The following is a 15,862-nucleotide window of genomic DNA, read 5'->3' as shown; positions in this document are numbered from 1 at the left end:
GGGAGGTGGCACCGAAGGTGACGGAGGGGGAGGACTCGGAACAGCGGTTATCCTGTCCGCCCGCTCCGTCTGGCAAGTGCCAGCCACCTCCCCCTGGCGTGGGAGGATTTTACACGCTCCTCGATCTGCACAATGTGCCCCGCCCCGGCCGAGGCCGGGGTCCAGTTGGGGGACGTTGCTGATTGGCGCTGCGCTTCGTTATTGCCACCTTTCCAACTGGGCCCCGGCCTTCGCCGGGGTGGGGCAGTTTCAAAGGGTGGTGCAATTTCAGGGGTGCCGCGTCCCGCAGGCCTTAAACCGTTCCCGCCGGGATCCGCGCGAGAGCCTCCTGCTCGATCTTCTCAAGCTCATCCCGCGTTTGCACGATCGCCTCGCGTTGCGCATCGAGCAGATCGATCCGCTGGCGACATCGTTCCGCCAGCGCGCGCATCTGCTCCACATGCTGCGGATCGGCGTCGTAGAGGTCGAGGAACTCCTCGATGTCGCGCAGCGTGAAACCCAGCCGCTTGCCGCGCAGGATCAGCTGCATCCGGGCGACTTCGCGCCGCGTGTAGACGCGCGTGGTGCCGATCCGGCAGGGCTCGATCAGCCCCTTGTCTTCGTAGAACCTGAGCGTTCGCGCGCTCACGCCGAGCATGCGCGAGACTTCCTGTATGCCGGTAAGATCGTCCTGTCGGTCGTTCACGCGTCCACTCCCCTCGCCTCCGACGCCGCCGCTTTTGCGGTCTCTTCAGCGACAAGTTCCTTTTTGGATAGCTTGCCGATCAGCGTCTTGGGGAGACTGTCGCGGATTTCGACCTCGCGGGGAAGCTCGATCTTGCTGATCTTGTCGCGGAGAAAATCGCGCAGTTCGAGCGGGGTAGCGACCGCACCTTCGGCCAGCACCACGAACGCCTTGGGCGCCTGGCCGCGGTATTTGTCGGGGACGCCGATGACGACGGCTTCGAGCACGGAGGGGTGTTCGTACAAGGCCTCCTCGATCACGCGCGGATAGACGTTGTACCCGCCGGCGAGGATCAGATCCTTGATCCGGTCGACGATGAACAGATAGCCGTCCGCGTCGAGGTGGCCCACGTCACCGGTGCGTAGCGCGCCATCCGCGAACAACTCGGCGGTGGCGGCGGGCTTGTGCCAGTATCCCTGCGTGATTTGGGGCCCACGCGCGCAGATCTCGCCATTCTCACCTACGGGCAGCAGCCGGGTCGGGTCCTCGCGGTCGCGGATCTCGATCGTCGTGCCGGGAAAGGGCAGCCCGGCGGAGCCCGGCTTGTTGAGGCCATCGATCGGGTTGCAGGTGATGATCGGCGAGGCTTCCGACAGACCATACCCCTCGCACAGCTTGGCGCCGGTCGCCGCCTCGAACGCGATCCGCACTTCCGCTGGCAGCGGTGCGCCACCCGAGATGCAGGCGTGGATCGAGGACAAGTCGATCTTCTGCGTCTCGGCGGCGGTGGTGATCGCGGCGTAGATCGTCGGCACCGCGGGGAAATAGCTGGGCTTGGTGCGCTCGATCGTTTTCAGCAGCGCTCCGAGTTCGAACCGCGGCATCAGGATCATCTCCGCGCCGGTGCGGATCGAATAGGTCAGCACGGTGGTCAGCGCGAAGACGTGGAACAGTGGCAGTGCGCCAAGCACGCGATCCTGATGCGGCTGCTCGCCGCCGACGAACACGACCATCGCATCGGCGTTCGCGACGAGATTGGCGTGGCTGAGCATCGCCGCCTTGGGCTCACCGGTCGTGCCGCCGGTATATTGCAGCACCGCGACCTCGTCCGGGGAGACAGCGACCGGAGCAGGCGCGCCCTTCGCTTTCAGCAGCGCATCGAACGTCGAATGCCGTGCGTCGCTGGGCGCATGACCAATCTCGGCGCGCTTGAAGATGCGGTAGGCGATCGACTTCACCGTCGGCAGCGCGCCCGCGATCGGGCAGGTGATGACGTGCTTCACGCCCATCTGCCCCGCGACCTTGAGCACGCGCGCGTGGATCTCGGCGATGTCGCAGGTGGCGATGATCGTCGCGCCCGAATCCTCGAGCAGATGCGCTAGCTCGCGCTCGACATAGAGCGGGTTGACGTTGACGACGACGCCGCCGGCTTTGAGGATCGCGAAGAACAGGATCGGATAATAGGGCGTGTTCGGCAGGCACAGCGCGACGCGCGTGCCCTTCACGACACCCATGTCCTGGAGCCCGCGCGCCGCCCGATCGACCGACTTGCCTAGCTCGGCGTAGGTCAGCGTCCGGCCCATGAAATCGAGCACGTTGCGCGACCCGAACCGCTGCACCGACAGGTCGAGCATGTCGCCCAGCAGCCGTGGCTCGCCCAGCAACGGAACGCCGATCGCCTTGCCCCCGGAAGTGTCCTGCATCTCGCTCTCCATTGCTCAGTGTGCGTAAGCCATATTGTCGGCCGCTTCACCTTGACGTAAAGGTGAGGTATCGCACCTTAAGGGTAACCCGCAAGCGTTAACCGGGTCGACCGCAATATGAGAGGATCATCGTGACCAACGTCGTCATCGCCGGGTACGCCCGTTCGCCGTTCCACATCGCCGGCAAGGGTGAGCTCGCCCGCGTCCGTCCGGACGATCTCGCCGCGCAGACGATTCGCGGGTTGCTGGACAAGACCGGCGTCGATCCCGCCGAGATCGAGGACATCATCCTCGGCTGCGCGTTCCCCGAGGGCGAGCAGGGCCTCAACGTCGCCAAGCTGATCGCACAGATCGCCGACCTGCCGATCTCGGTCGGCGGCATGACGGTCAACCGGTTCTGCGGCTCGTCGATGAGCGCGATCCACATCGCTTACGGCCAAATTGCGGTCGGCGCGGGCGAGGCGTTCATCTGCGCGGGCCTCGAATCGATGAGCCGCGTGCCGATGGGCGGCTACAACCCCCTCCCCAACCCCGAGCTCGCGAAGAAGAGCGCCGGCGCGTACATGGGCATGGGCGAGACTGCGGAGAACGTAGCACGCAACTACCAGATAACGCGCGCCGAACAGGACGCGTTCGCGGTCAAGAGCCAGGACAAGGCCGCCGCGGCGCGCGCCGATGGCCGCTTGTCCGACGAGATCGTGACGATCCAGACCAAGGCGGGCCCGGTCAGCCAGGACGGCGCGATCCGCGCCGGCACGACCACTGAAGCGCTCGCCAGCCTGAAGCCTGCGTTCAGCGCGGAGGGTTCGGTCACGGCCGGCACGTCGTCGCCGCTGACCGACGGCGCTTCCGCGGTGCTGGTGACTTCCGAGGAGTTCGCGAAGAAGCACGGCCTGACAATCCTCGCGCGGATCAAGTCGATCGGCGTGTCGGGTTGCGCGCCCGAGACGATGGGGCTCGGCCCGATCGGTGCGTCGAAGAAGGCGCTGGAGCGTGCCGGGATCACCGTCGCCGACCTCGACGTGGTCGAGATCAACGAGGCGTTCGCGAGCCAGGCGATCGCCTGCATTCGCGACCTTGGCCTGAAGGACGAGACGATCAACCTCGATGGCGGCGCGATCGCGATCGGTCACCCGCTCGGCGCGACCGGCGCGCGGATCGTCGGCAAGGCGGCCGCGCTGCTGGCGCGCGAGGGCGGCCGCTATGCGCTGGCGACCCAGTGCATCGGCGGCGGTCAGGGCATCGCTACGGTGCTGGAGCGCGCATGATGGTCGATGCTGTGAAAAAGGTCTGCGTCATTGGCGCAGGCGTCATGGGCGCGGGCATTGCGGCGCAAGTCGCCAACGCCGGCATCCCGGTGCTGCTACTCGATATCGTACCGCGCGACCTGCCCGAGGGCGGCGACCGCGATGCGGTGGCGAAGGGCGCGGTCGCTAAGATGCTCAAGACCGACCCCGCCCCCTTCATGTCGAAGCGCGCGGCCAAGCTGGTCGAGACCGGCAACATCGACGATCACCTCGACCGAGTCGCCGAGTGCGACTGGATCGTCGAGGCAATCGTCGAGCGGCTCGATATCAAGCAGGCGCTCTACGCCAAGCTCGAAGCGCTAAAGCGTCCTGGCACAGCGGTGTCGTCGAACACCTCGACGATCCCGCTTGGCAACCTCGTCGAGGGGCGTTCGGACCAGTTCAAGGCCGACTTCCTCATCACGCACTTCTTCAACCCGCCGCGCTACATGCGGCTGGTCGAGATCGTCCGCGGCGTGGCAACCGACGTCGCGGTCGCGGAGAAGGTCGAGGATTTCGTCGATCGCTTCATGGGCAAGCGGATCGTCCGGGCGAAAGACACGCCGGGCTTCATCGCCAACCGCATCGGCACCTACTGGCTGGCGATCGCGATCAACGCGGCGATGGACCAGGGGCTGACCGTCGAGGAAGCCGACCAGATCGGCGGCCGTCCGATGGGCGTGCCCAAGACCGGGATCTTCGGGCTCGTCGACCTCGTCGGCGTCGATTTGATGCCGTTGCTGTCGAAGAGCCTCTCCTCCACGCTCCCCGCGGGCGATCCGTATTTCGATACGGTGCGTCCGCTGCCGCTGGTCGACAAGATGATCGCGGAAGGGTTCACCGGCCGCAAGGGCAAGGGTGGCTTCTACCGCTTCGACAAGGCGACGCGGACCAAGTTGTCGCTGGACCTAGCGACCGGCGAGTATCGGCCTGAGGCCAAGCCGGCGGAGTTGCCGGGCAAGGCCGGCAAGGACCTTGCCGCACTGATCGCGGAGCCGGGCAAGATCGGCACCTATGCGTGGTCGATCCTCGGCAACACGCTGTCCTACGCGGCGATGCTCGTCGGCGAGGCGGCGGACGATGTCGTCGCGATCGATGACGCGATGAAGCTGGGGTATAACTGGAAATACGGGCCGTTCGAGCTGATCGACCGGATGGGTCCCGGCGTGCTCGCCGCGCGCCTCGCCGAGGAAGGTCGCGACGTTCCTGCGATCCTGACGACCGCGGGCGATCGACCGTTCTATCGCGTCGAGAACGGCCAGCGTCAGTACCTCACGGCTGGCGGTGAGTATGCCGACGTGCCGCGCGCCGACGGCGTCGAATTGCTGGAGGACATCAAGCTTCGCTCGCAGCCGATCATGATGAACCTGTCGGCGTCGCTCTGGGATGTCGGCGACGGCGTCGCGGCGCTCGAGTTCCACACCAAGATGAACGCGCTCGACGATCAGGTCGTCGCGCTCATCAACGAGGCGATCCCGGTCGTACGCGAGCGCTTCAAGGCGCTGGTGGTGTATAATGAGGCGGCGAACTTCTCGGCGGGCGCGAACCTGGGCGCGGCGATGTTCGCGGTCGGGGCAGGCCTTTGGGACATGGTCGAGGCCAGCGTCTCGGGCGGGCAGCAGGCGTACAAGGCGCTTAAATACGCCCCCTTCCCGGTCGTCAGCGCACCCGCCGGCCTCGCGCTCGGCGGTGGCTGCGAGATCCTGCTCCACTCGGACGCGGTGCAGGCGCATGCCGAGACCTATGCCGGGCTCGTCGAATGCGGCGTCGGCCTTGTCCCCGGCTGGGGCGGCAATGGCGAGATGCTCGATCGCTGGACCAAGTCGCGCACGCTGCCGAACGGCCCGATGCCAGTGCTGACCAAGGTGTTCCAGGCGGTCTCCACCGCGCAGGTCGCCAAGTCGGCAGCGGAGGCGAAGGAGATGATGATCCTGCGCAAGGCCGACGGCATCACGATGAACCGCGACCGGTTGCTCGCGGATGCGAAAGCCAAGGCGCTGTCGCTGGTTGACGGCTATGTCGCGCCGGAGAAGCCGACCTTCCGCCTGGCGGGCGCAAGCGGCCGGACAGGGCTCAACATGGCAGTGGCGGACTTCCACAAGAAGGGCATGGCGACCGACTACGACCTCGTCGTCGCGGATCGTCTTGCCGAGGTGCTGACCGGCGGCGAGGCCGATCTGGTCGATACGGTGACCGAGGATCAGATGCTCGACCTGGAGCGCGCGGCGTTCATGGCGAGCGTGAAGGATCCGCGGACGCAGGCGCGAGTCGTGCACATGCTGCAGACTGGCAAACCACTCCGCAACTAAGACTGTTCCCCCGTGAAAGCGGGGGCCCAGGGTCAAGCAGCGTTGCGTTCGTGATCCTGGGCCCCCGCCTGTCCGGGGGCACACCGTGCGCATGAACACTTTTTCACCGCCCGAAATCAGTAAGAAGACTTGACTTGTCTTCGTACAATTCTAGTCGGGACCGATAACTGCCGTATACGGCAACGAGGTCGCGGTAACGTCGCCGACTTTACGAGATTTTAGCGACCGTACGCATACGGCGCGCCAAACGACACTAGGAGAGGATAGAAGATGTCCCTGTTGATCGCCACCGCCCTGCTCGCCGGCGCGTCTGCCACGCCCGAGACCGTCATTGGCCGCTGGAAGACCGAGACGCACAACGCCATCGTCGAGATCGCTCGTTGCGGCCCGTCGATCTGTGGCAAGATCCTTACCTCCGACGCGTTGCGCGCGAATCCTTCGATGAAGGACGCGAACAATTCCAACACCGCGCTGCGCAGTCGCCCGATCCAGGGCCTGCAGATGCTCAGCGGGTTCAAGTCGGACTCGGACGGCGTGTGGAGCAGCGGTCAGGTCTATAATGCTGAGGACGGCAAGACCTATAGCGGCAAGATCACGCCGCTCGGTGCGAACCAGCTCAAGCTGCGCGGCTGCGTTTTCTTCCCGCTTTGCAAAACCCAGACCTGGACGCGTGTGCGCTGAGGCGCGGCTTCCTCTTCCCTATTATCAGTATAGCTTTCAGGACCTTACCCATGATACTTCGCACCAAAGCTCCGCTTCTCGCGGTATCCGCACTCGTCTCCGCCTTCGGCTTCGCCAGCACAGCCTACGCCGACGCCTTCTATCTCCAGGCGCAGTCCGCGCGCGGCGCAGGCCGCGCATTCTCGGGCGAAGGCGCCGATACCGGTCCTGACTCGCTGTGGTGGAACCCGGCCGCGATCGCCGGTATCCGCGATGGTAGCGCGACACTGAGCGCAAGCGCGATCCTGCCCAAGGGCGACGTCGTCGACACCGGCACGCTCATCGGCCGCCCGACCTTCTCGCCCACGACCGGCCGTCCAACCGGGTTCAATTACGCGCCGGTCGGCGGCAACGGTACGTCGAGCGATCCGATCAACAAGGGTGTCGTTCCGTCGGGCGCGATCGCCTATCCGCTGACCGACCGGATCGCGATCGGCGTCGCGGTGACGTCGCCGTTCAGCTTCACCACCAATTACGAGGCGAACAGCTGGGCACGCTATAGCGCGGACAAGACGCGGCTGCGGACGATCGACATCCAGCCGTCGATCGGCGTTGCGGTGACCGACTGGCTCCGTGTCGGTGGTGCGCTGAACGTCGAATATACCGATGCGACGCTGAACAACGCGCTCCCCAACCTGTCTGCGGCGCTGCCCGATGGCTTCCAGGAGTTGAAGGGTGACGGCTGGGACTTCGGCTGGACTGCAGGCGTTCAGCTGCACAACGACTTCGCGACCGTCGGCGTCAGCTACAAGTCGAGCATCCGCCACAATCTGAAGGGCAGCCTGAACATCACGGGGCTGGTCGGCCCGCTGGCGAGCTCGAACGTCTCGATCGACGGCGCCAAGGCGAGCTTCAACACGCCGGGCCAGGTGATCGTCGCCGGTCGTATCCGTGCCACCAACGCGCTGACGCTCAATGCGCAGGTCGTCGCGTACAACTGGAGCAAGTTCGACACGATCGATCTCGGTGCCCCGCTGAACACCGCGATCCCTGAAAACTACCAGGACAGCTGGAGCCTCGCAGGCGGCTTCGATTACGCTGTCACCCCCAAGGCGACGATCCGCGCGGGTGTCCAGCGCACCAAGACTCCGACGCAGGACGGCTTGCGCGATGCCCGCGTGCCCGACGCCGACCGCTGGACCTATGCGGCGGGTGGGTCGTACCAGTTGACCTCGCGCATCGCACTCGATGCCGCCGCGCAATATGTCGACTTCGAGAACACCACGATCGACCGCAGGACTGCCGCCTATGTCGGCACCGCCGCACAGACGAACATCCTGACCTCCGGTGCACTGCGCGATGCGTCGGCCGTCGTGCTGTCGCTCGGTGGCCGGCTGAGCTTCTAAGGGTCCCACCTTCACGATCCTCCCCCGCAAGGGGGAGGGTTTTATACCTCGACCAGTCTCAAGCCGTCGGCGTAGATGCGCTGCTTGGCCGCGTACGACGCCGCGGACATCTTCAGCCCCGCAATCGCCTCCGGGGAGAGTTCGCGGACCGCCTTGGCTGGCGCGCCGACGATCAGGCTCCCGGCCGGAAACACCTTCCCCTCCGTCACCAGCGCGTTCGCACCGATCAGGCAATCGTCGCCGATCACCGCGTTGTTGAGGATCGTCGCGCCCATCCCGACCAGCACATTGTTACCAATCGTGCAGCCGTGGAGGATCACGTGATGGCCGATCGTGCAACCCTCGCCGATGGTCAGCGGCGCACCGGGATCGGAATGCAGCATCGCGCCCTCCTGGATGTTCGTTCGCGCGCCGACGAGGATCGGCGTGTTGTCCGCGCGGATCACCGCACCGAACCAGACGCTCGCGCCCTCCCCCAACCGTGCGTCGCCGATGACGTCGCCCGATGGCGCCACCCAGACGTCGTCGGCCAGCGTCGGTCGTTTACCCTCGATCTCGTACAGCGGCATCAGGCAGCGTCCCTTTCCTTTGCCCGCGCGCGGAACGCGTGGAGCAGCGGCTCGGTATAGCCGCTCGGCTGCGTGAGACCATCGAACACGAGCGCCCGGGCGGCTCGGAACGCAAGGCTCTCGTCCTCCCGCCCCGCCATCGGCCGGTACAGCGGATCGCCCGCATTCTGCGCATCCACCTTCGCCGCCATCCGCCGCAGCGCCGCGTCAGCCTCTTCGGGCGTAGCGATCCCATGAAGCAGCCAGTTCGCCATGTGCTGCGAACTGATCCGCAGCGTCGCGCGATCCTCCATTAGGCCGATGTCATGGATGTCCGGCACCTTCGAGCAGCCGACGCCCTGGTCGACCCAGCGCACCACATAGCCGAGAATGCCCTGCGCGTTGTTCTCCAGCTCCTCGCGAACCTCGTCCGGCTGCCAGTTATGCCCGGTCGCGACGGGGATCGTCAGCAGCGCGTCGAGCGAGGCGATCGGCTCGGCCTTTCTTTCCGCCTGCCGCGCGAAGACGTCGACCCGGTGGTAATGCGTCGCGTGCAGCGTCGCGGCGGTCGGCGACGGTACCCAGGCAGTGTTCGCACCGGTCATCGGATGCGCGATCTTCTGCTCCAGCATGTCCGCCATCCGGTCCGGCGCGGCCCACATGCCCTTGCCGATCTGCGCCTTGCCGCTGAGCCCGCAGGCGAGGCCGATCTGGACGTTGCGATCCTCATACGCCTTGATCCACGACGACGCCTTCATCTCGCCCTTGCGGATCATCGGGCCGGCGCGCATCGACGTGTGCATCTCGTCGCCGGTGCGGTCGAGGAAGCCGGTGTTGATGAACACGACGCGGTCCTTTACCGCGGCGATGCAGGCGGCGAGGTTGGCGGAGGTGCGGCGCTCCTCGTCCATCACACCGACCTTGATCGTGTGGCGCGCGAGCCCGAGCAGGTCTTCGATTCCGTCGAACAGCCGGTTGGTGAAGGCGGCTTCGTCGGGCCCGTGCATCTTCGGTTTGACGATATAGATCGAGCCCGCGCGGCTGTTGCGGATCGGGCCGGTGCTCTTCAGGTCGTGCAGGCCGATCAGCGACGTGACGATGCCGTCGAGGATACCCTCGGGCGCCTCGCCGCCGTCAGCGAGCAGAATCGCAGGCGTTGTCATCAGATGGCCAACATTGCGCACGAACATCAGGCTGCGACCGGGGAGCGTGAACGCGCTACCGTTGAGGGCGGTGTACTGCCGGTCTGGTTCGAGCGAGCGCGTGACCGTGCGGCCGCCCTTGTCGAAGCTGGCGGTCAGGTCGCCCTTCATCAGCCCGAGCCAATTGGCATAGGCGGCCACCTTGTCCTCCGCATCAACTGCGGCGATCGAGTCCTCGAGATCGGCGATCGTGCTGAGCGCGGATTCGAGCACGACGTCGGCGAGGTTTGCAGGGTCGTCGCGGCCGATTGGATGCTGGGAGTCGATTACCAGTTCGATGTGCAGGCCGTTGTGGCGCAACAGGATATTGTCGCCTTCGTGCCCGACGAGCTGGCTCGGCTCGGCGAGCTGCGGCGTGCCACCGGTCCAGTCGGTCCACGACCCGTTCGTCAACGGCACGGCATCGTCGAGGAAGGCCTTCGCCCAGGCAATTACCTGCGCGCCTTGGGCGGCGTCATACCCCTTGCCCGACGCCGCGCCGGGAATCGCATCGGTGCCGTAGAGCGCGTCGTACAGGCTCCCCCACCGCGCGTTCGCCGCGTTCAGCAGGAAGCGCGCGTTGAGGATAGGCACCACCAACTGCGCGCCGGCGAGCGAGGCGACCTCCGCATCGACCTTGGTCGGGGCGACCGCGAACGGCGCAGGCTCGTCGACCAGATAGCCGATCGCGCGCAGGAAAGCCTGATACTCGGCCTGGTCGATCGGCTTGCCGGCGCGGGCTTCGTGCCAGGCATCGATCTTGGCCTGAAGGTCGTCGCGAACAGCGAGTAGCGCGGTGTTTTCCGGCGCGAACCGGGCGTAGATATCGGACACGCCTTGCCAGAACGCGGCGGCGTCGAGACCCGTCCCCGGCAACGCCTGTGTCTCTATGAAGTCCACGAGCGATGCGGCGACCTTCAGGCCTGCCTTTTTGATCATCTCGGCCATGCTGCTCTCCTATACTCTGCTGCGATGATAGACGCCCGCCACCTTCGCCACTAGACACTATAAACCGAAAGCTGTTGATCGCCTGGAGAACGAATGGATCCCGACATCGTCCTCTTCGCCGAAGTCGTCCGCACCGCCAGCCTCAGTGCGGCGGGGCGTTCGATGGGTATCTCGCCAGCAATGGTGTCGAAACGGATCGCGCGGCTGGAGGCACGGCTTGGCGTGCGGTTGCTCAACCGGACCACTCGCCGCCTCGACCTTACGGCACGGGGTGCCGCCTATCACCGCGACATGGTGGATATCCTCGCCGCGATCCGCGACGCCGAGGCGCGGGTGTCGGACCGCACGGATACGCCGGCCGGTCCACTACGGGTCAGCGCACCTACGTCGTTCGGCCGCCTCCACATCGCGCCGCACCTCAAGCCGTTCCTCGACGCGTATCCGGCAATCGAACTCGACCTAGATCTGTCGGACGGCTTCTCGGACGTCATCGGCGACCGGCTCGACCTCGCGATCCGGATCGCCCCAGCCGTGCCGCCAAGCCTGACCGGCCATCGCCTCGCCGACACCCGTCGGGTCCTGTGCGCTGCTCCGAGCTACAGTGCGCCGTGCGACGCGGCCGATCTTACGGAACACCGCCTGCTCGCAGCGAAGGGCCAGATGCCTTGGCGCCTGGCCGGACCAGATGGCGACGTTACGATCGATCGCCCGAGCTACGTCGCAACCAACTCCAGCGAAGTCGTGCGCGAACTCACGCTGGCTGGCGTCGGCATCGCGCTGCGCTCGCTGTGGGACGTGAGCGCGGACCTTTCGAGTGGCCGCCTCGTCCGCATCCTGCCGGAACTGGCCGGGTCTGCGGACGTCGGAATCTATGCAGTCCATGCGCGCGGCCCGGTGTCGTCGGGTACCGCTGCACTACTCGATTACCTGCGCAGCCTCTGGTCACCGACGCCGCCATGGGAGTCCTGAACGAGGTCAATCGTCACCGCATCGATCCGTCTCAGCATCGCCACGAACTGCTCCACCTCTGCGCCTGAGAACCCGGCGAAGATCCGGCGCTCCAGATCAAGCGCTTTTGGCGCGACCGAGGCGTAAAGCGTGTGACCATCACCTGTGAGCTTCAACAGATGCGAGCGGCGATCCTCGGGGTTCGCATGCCGCTGCATCAGCCCGCGTTCGACCAGCGCGATCGCCGCGCGACTGACCGTGACCTTGTCCATCCGGGTCTGCTGGCCGACCTGCTGTTGCGTGATTCCATCCGCCTCGGCGACCACCGCCACCAGCCGCCACTCCGGGATCGTCAGCCCGAACAGCGCCTCATACGTATCCGCCACCGCCTCGCTGACGAGGTTCGAGGTGATCGACAGGCGATACGGGATGAAATCGTCCAGGACGAGTGCGCGAGTGGCATCGGAGTTGGGCATATCAAAATCGTAACGATTGACACCAGTTGTTCAACCCGCCAGATTGGTAACAACGGATACCAACTGTCAGGATGTGATCATGGACCATATGGACGTAAACCCGATGGGTCTCGACGGGTTCGAGTTCGCCGAATTCACGTCGCCCGATCCCGACCGGATGGCCGCGCAGTTCGAGCAATTCGGCTTCGTCGCCGCCTCGATTCACCCGACCAAGGCCGTCACGCGCTACAAGCAGGGCCGCATCAACCTGCTGCTCAACCGCGAGGACGGTGGTCATGCGGCGGCATTCCACGCGGATCATGGCCCGTCGGCGAGCGGCATGGCGTTCCGCGTTCATGACGCCAAGGAAGCCTTCGACGCGGCGCTCGCCCGCGGCGCCAAGGCGGCCGATGCGAGCATGGGCGCGCTCGGCGAGGGCAGCTATGTGCTCGAAGGGATCGGCGGTTCGCTGCTGTATCTGGTCGACAAGCACGGCGCGGCCGGCAGCCTGTACGACGACTGGAATGCGGTGCCGGGCGCGGCCGAAGCCGAAGCCGAGAACAACGTAGGGCTCGATCTGCTCGATCACCTCACGCACAACGTGAAGCGTGGCCAGATGCGGACTTGGGCCGAGTTCTACGGCCAGATCTTCGGCTTCGAGGAGCAGAAGTATTTCGACATCAAGGGCAAGGCGACCGGTCTGTTCAGCCAGGCGATGATCGCCCCCGACCGTGCGATCCGGATCCCGCTCAACGAGAGCCAGGACGACAAGAGCCAGATCGAGGAATTCATCAAGGATTACAACGGCGAGGGCATCCAGCATCTGGCGCTGACCACCGACGACATCTTCGAGACGGTCGAGAAGCTGCGCGCGCGCGGCGTCAAGCTGCAGGACACGATCGAGACCTATTACGAGCTGGTCGACAAGCGCGTGCCGAACCACGGCCACGACCTGGAGCGCCTGCGCCGCAACCGCATCCTGATCGATGGCAATGTCGGCGAGGAGGGGTTGTTGCTCCAGATATTCACCGAGAACATGTTCGGGCCGATCTTCTTCGAGATCATCCAGCGCAAGGGGAATGAGGGCTTCGGCAACGGCAATTTCCAGGCGTTGTACGAGTCGATCGAGTTGGATCAGATCCGCCGCGGGGTCATAACGGTCGACGCGTAAGTTCTAAGCCCTCTCCCTCGGGGAGAGGGATAGGCGCGCTAGCGCCGAGGGTGAGGGCACGGGCTACGCCAGCACGTGCCCTCACCCTTCCGCCGCGCAAGTGCGCGTCTCCCTCCCTCTCCCCCGAGGGGAGAGGGGTAAGAGTTTGAACGGCCGGCGGTTCGGGCGTTGATCGGAACAGGTGACGGAGAGGAAGCCATGACAATCCACCAGCCGACCAATGCCGCAGGCGAGACCGCCGGCCAGACCGAAGACACGGCGTATCAGCCCGGCTTCGGCAACCACGTATCGACAGAGGCGATCCCCGGCGCACTGCCGATCGGCCGCAATTCGCCGCAGCGCCCTGCGTTCGGCCTCTATACCGAGCAGCTCTCCGGTACCGCGTTCACCGCACCGCGCCACGAGAACCGCCGCAGCTGGCTCTACCGGATGCGCCCGACCGCGGAGCATCCCCCGTTCGAGCGCTACGCCGGCGCCAAGCGGTTTGCGCCCGGCACCACCGATGCGCCGCTCGCGCCCAACCGCCTGCGCTGGGATCCCATCGAGGCGCCCACTCCTGGCACCGATCTGATCGACGGCATGACGACGATGCTCGCCAACCGCGAACCCGCCGATCTCGAAGGCGTGGCACTCCATGTCTATGCGGCCAACGCCGACATGACGACGCGCGTTTTCATAGATGCGGACGGCGAACTGCTGTTCGTGCCGCAGGCCGGACTGCTCCGGTTGCTGACCGAACTCGGCCGTATCGACATCGCCCCCGGCCAGATCGCGCTGATCCCCCGCGGCGTGCGCTTCCGCGCCGAACTCCCCGATGGCGAAGCGCGCGGTTATGTCGCGGAGAATCACGGCGCGCTGTTCCGTCTGCCCGATCTCGGCCCGATCGGCGCCAACGGCCTCGCCAACCCGCGCGATTTCGAGACGCCGGTCGCGTGGTTCGAGGACCGCGACGAGCCGGTCGAGGTGGTTCAGAAGTTCATGGGGTCGCTGTGGACCACGACGCTCGATCACTCGCCGCTCGACGTCGTCGCGTGGCACGGCAACTTGGCGCCGTGGCGCTACGATTTGTCGCGGTTCAACACAATCAACACGGTCAGCTTCGACCATCCCGATCCATCGATCTTCACGCTCCTGACCTCGCCGAGCGACGTGCCCGGTCGCGCGAACGCCGATTTCGTGATCTTCCCGCCACGCTGGATGGTCGCCGAGGGTACGTTCCGGCCGCCCTGGTTCCACCGCAACGTCATGTCCGAGGCTATGGGCCTGATTACCGGCGCATATGACGCGAAAGCCGAGGGGTTCGCACCGGGCGGTATATCGCTGCACAACCTCATGTCGGGCCACGGGCCGGATCTGGCGAGCTGGCAGGGTGCGAGCGCGGCCGACCTGAAGCCGCACAAGATCGACGGGACGATGGCGTTCATGTTGGAGAGCTGCTGGCCGTACAAGCCGACCGCCTATGCGCTCGAGCATTCGCAACTCGATTATGATGCGGTCTGGTCGGACTTCCCCAAGGCGATCCTGCCGAAGTGAGCCTGACATTACACGGTTACTGGCGCTCGACCACCGCCTACCGCGTTCGCATCGCGCTGGCGCTGAAGGGCGTGGCGTATGCGCAGGTCACGCACGACCTTCGCAAAGGCGCGCAACGCGAGGCTGGCTACCGCACGCTCAACCCGCAGGGGCTCGTGCCGGCTCTAGAGACCAAAGACGCGGTCCTGACGCAAAGCCCCGCGATCCTCGAATGGATCGAGGAGACGTACCCCGATCCACCGCTGCTTCCTGGCGACGCGAACGGCCGGGCGATCGTCCGTGCGATGGCCGCGACGATCGCGTGCGACATTCATCCGGTGAATAATCTTCGTATCTTGAACGCCTTGCGCACCGAATTCGGAGTGGACGAGGCTGTGGTGAACCGCTGGATCGCACGCTGGATCGGCGACGGTTTCGCCGCGATCGAGACGCAGATCGCGCGGCATGGCGACGGCTTCGCGTTCGGGACGACACCGACGATCGCCGATTGTCACCTCGTCCCGCAGGTCTACTCCGCGGAACGGTTTGCGGTCGATCTCTCACCTTACCCGAAGCTCAAGGCGGCGGCAGAGAACGCCCGCGCTCTCCCCGCTTTCGCCGCCGCGCATCCGGATCGGCAACCGGACGCGGACCGCGCATGAGCGACGGCGAACGGCTGATCGCGACGCCGGCCGGGATCAAGCTCGCGCCGCTCGACGCGATCGTGGACGGCAAGGCGCGGAACTTCGTGCTGCAGATGCGCGCCGGCCGCTTCCACGGGTTCGTCGTGCGCAAGGACGACGCGGTGTTCGGCTATGTCGATCGCTGCCCGCACATGGGACTGCCGCTCGCGCAGGTGCTCGACGAGTATCTCACGCCGCGCGGGGACCTGATCGCGTGTAGCTGGCATTCCGCGCTGTTCGAGATCGACAACGGCGCGTGCGTCGGCGGACCATGCGGGGGAACGCGGCTGACGCCTTGGCCGGTCGCGGTAGTCGACGGGATGATCGTCACCGCAGGCTGACGCGGCGGGCGACTTGCGCTAAGGGAGCGCATCTCCTCCCCTGCACG

Annotated in this window: 14 protein-coding genes; 9 read left to right on the top strand and 5 right to left on the bottom strand. The window is 65.8% G+C overall.

Going from position 1 to position 15,862, the window contains the following annotated elements; translation table 11 throughout:
* Positions 1-292 precede the first annotated feature (292 nt).
* Entirely contained in the window at positions 293-685 is a 393-nt protein-coding gene (locus tag E5673_RS12010; RefSeq protein WP_120300301.1) for a MerR family DNA-binding transcriptional regulator, read from the bottom strand.
* Complete coding sequence (locus E5673_RS12005; RefSeq protein ID WP_247599368.1) at positions 682-2,367, bottom strand: long-chain fatty acid--CoA ligase; 1,686 nt, start codon at positions 2,365-2,367, stop codon at positions 682-684. The genes E5673_RS12010 and E5673_RS12005 overlap by 4 nt, the downstream gene beginning before the upstream one ends.
* A 131-nt stretch (positions 2,368-2,498) precedes the next feature.
* Here E5673_RS12005 and E5673_RS12000 point away from each other — a divergent pair, with 131 nt between their 5' ends.
* The 4 genes from E5673_RS12000 (at position 2,499) to E5673_RS11985 (ending at position 8,028) form a co-directional block, all read left to right on the top strand.
* The gene (locus tag E5673_RS12000; protein ID WP_136190183.1) at positions 2,499-3,635 is read left to right on the top strand and encodes a thiolase family protein; all 1,137 of its coding nucleotides are present in this window, start codon (positions 2,499-2,501) and stop codon (positions 3,633-3,635) included.
* Positions 3,635-5,962 carry a 3-hydroxyacyl-CoA dehydrogenase/enoyl-CoA hydratase family protein gene (locus E5673_RS11995; RefSeq protein ID WP_136191491.1) on the top strand — a complete coding sequence of 776 codons (2,328 nt, stop codon included), beginning with the start codon at positions 3,635-3,637 and terminating at the stop codon, positions 5,960-5,962. The genes E5673_RS12000 and E5673_RS11995 overlap by 1 nt, the downstream gene beginning before the upstream one ends.
* Positions 5,963-6,232: 270 nt before the next feature.
* Positions 6,233-6,643, top strand: coding sequence for a DUF2147 domain-containing protein (locus E5673_RS11990; protein ID WP_136190182.1), 411 nt, complete (start codon positions 6,233-6,235; stop codon positions 6,641-6,643).
* A 50-nt stretch (positions 6,644-6,693) separates the two neighbouring features.
* The gene (locus tag E5673_RS11985; RefSeq protein WP_136190181.1) at positions 6,694-8,028 is read left to right on the top strand and encodes a porin; all 1,335 of its coding nucleotides are present in this window, start codon (positions 6,694-6,696) and stop codon (positions 8,026-8,028) included.
* A gap of 41 nt (positions 8,029-8,069) precedes the next feature.
* Here the strand turns inward: E5673_RS11985 and E5673_RS11980 are convergent, their stop codons facing one another.
* Complete coding sequence (locus E5673_RS11980) at positions 8,070-8,597, bottom strand: gamma carbonic anhydrase family protein (protein WP_136190180.1); 528 nt, start codon at positions 8,595-8,597, stop codon at positions 8,070-8,072.
* The gene (locus E5673_RS11975) at positions 8,597-10,705 is read right to left on the bottom strand and encodes a malate synthase G (protein ID WP_210731733.1); all 2,109 of its coding nucleotides are present in this window, start codon (positions 10,703-10,705) and stop codon (positions 8,597-8,599) included. Before E5673_RS11975 ends, E5673_RS11980 begins: the two co-directional genes overlap by 1 nt.
* A 93-nt stretch (positions 10,706-10,798) precedes the next feature.
* Between E5673_RS11975 and E5673_RS11970 the strand changes: the two genes are divergently transcribed.
* Entirely contained in the window at positions 10,799-11,674 is an 876-nt protein-coding gene (locus tag E5673_RS11970; protein WP_136190179.1) for a LysR family transcriptional regulator, read from the top strand.
* Here E5673_RS11970 and E5673_RS11965 read toward each other — a convergent pair.
* Positions 11,629-12,129: a MarR family winged helix-turn-helix transcriptional regulator gene (locus E5673_RS11965; protein ID WP_210731732.1), complete on the bottom strand. Its 501-nt coding sequence runs from the start codon at positions 12,127-12,129 to the stop codon at positions 11,629-11,631. The genes E5673_RS11970 and E5673_RS11965 overlap by 46 nt on opposite strands.
* A 79-nt stretch (positions 12,130-12,208) precedes the next feature.
* Here E5673_RS11965 and hppD point away from each other — a divergent pair, with 79 nt between their 5' ends.
* The 4 genes from hppD (at position 12,209) to E5673_RS11945 (ending at position 15,815) form a co-directional block, all read left to right on the top strand.
* Positions 12,209-13,279 (top strand): 4-hydroxyphenylpyruvate dioxygenase, encoded by a 1,071-nt coding sequence (gene hppD, locus E5673_RS11960; RefSeq protein WP_136190178.1) that lies wholly within the window; start codon positions 12,209-12,211, stop codon positions 13,277-13,279.
* A 198-nt stretch (positions 13,280-13,477) separates the two neighbouring features.
* On the top strand, positions 13,478-14,812 hold the full coding sequence (gene hmgA / locus E5673_RS11955; RefSeq protein ID WP_136190177.1) for a homogentisate 1,2-dioxygenase: 1,335 nt from the start codon (positions 13,478-13,480) through the stop codon (positions 14,810-14,812).
* Positions 14,809-15,453, top strand: coding sequence for a maleylacetoacetate isomerase (gene maiA / locus E5673_RS11950; protein ID WP_136190176.1), 645 nt, complete (start codon positions 14,809-14,811; stop codon positions 15,451-15,453). Before hmgA ends, maiA begins: the two co-directional genes overlap by 4 nt.
* Complete coding sequence (locus tag E5673_RS11945) at positions 15,450-15,815, top strand: Rieske (2Fe-2S) protein (RefSeq protein WP_136190175.1); 366 nt, start codon at positions 15,450-15,452, stop codon at positions 15,813-15,815. Before maiA ends, E5673_RS11945 begins: the two co-directional genes overlap by 4 nt.
* Positions 15,816-15,862 lie beyond the last annotated feature (47 nt).

Origin of the sequence: Sphingomonas sp. PAMC26645 (assembly GCF_004795835.1) — a bacterium.
Lineage (GTDB): Bacteria > Pseudomonadota > Alphaproteobacteria > Sphingomonadales > Sphingomonadaceae > Sphingomonas.
The sequence above is the reverse complement of the archived record's forward strand: the minus strand, read 5'-3'. Positions and strand labels throughout refer to the sequence as shown.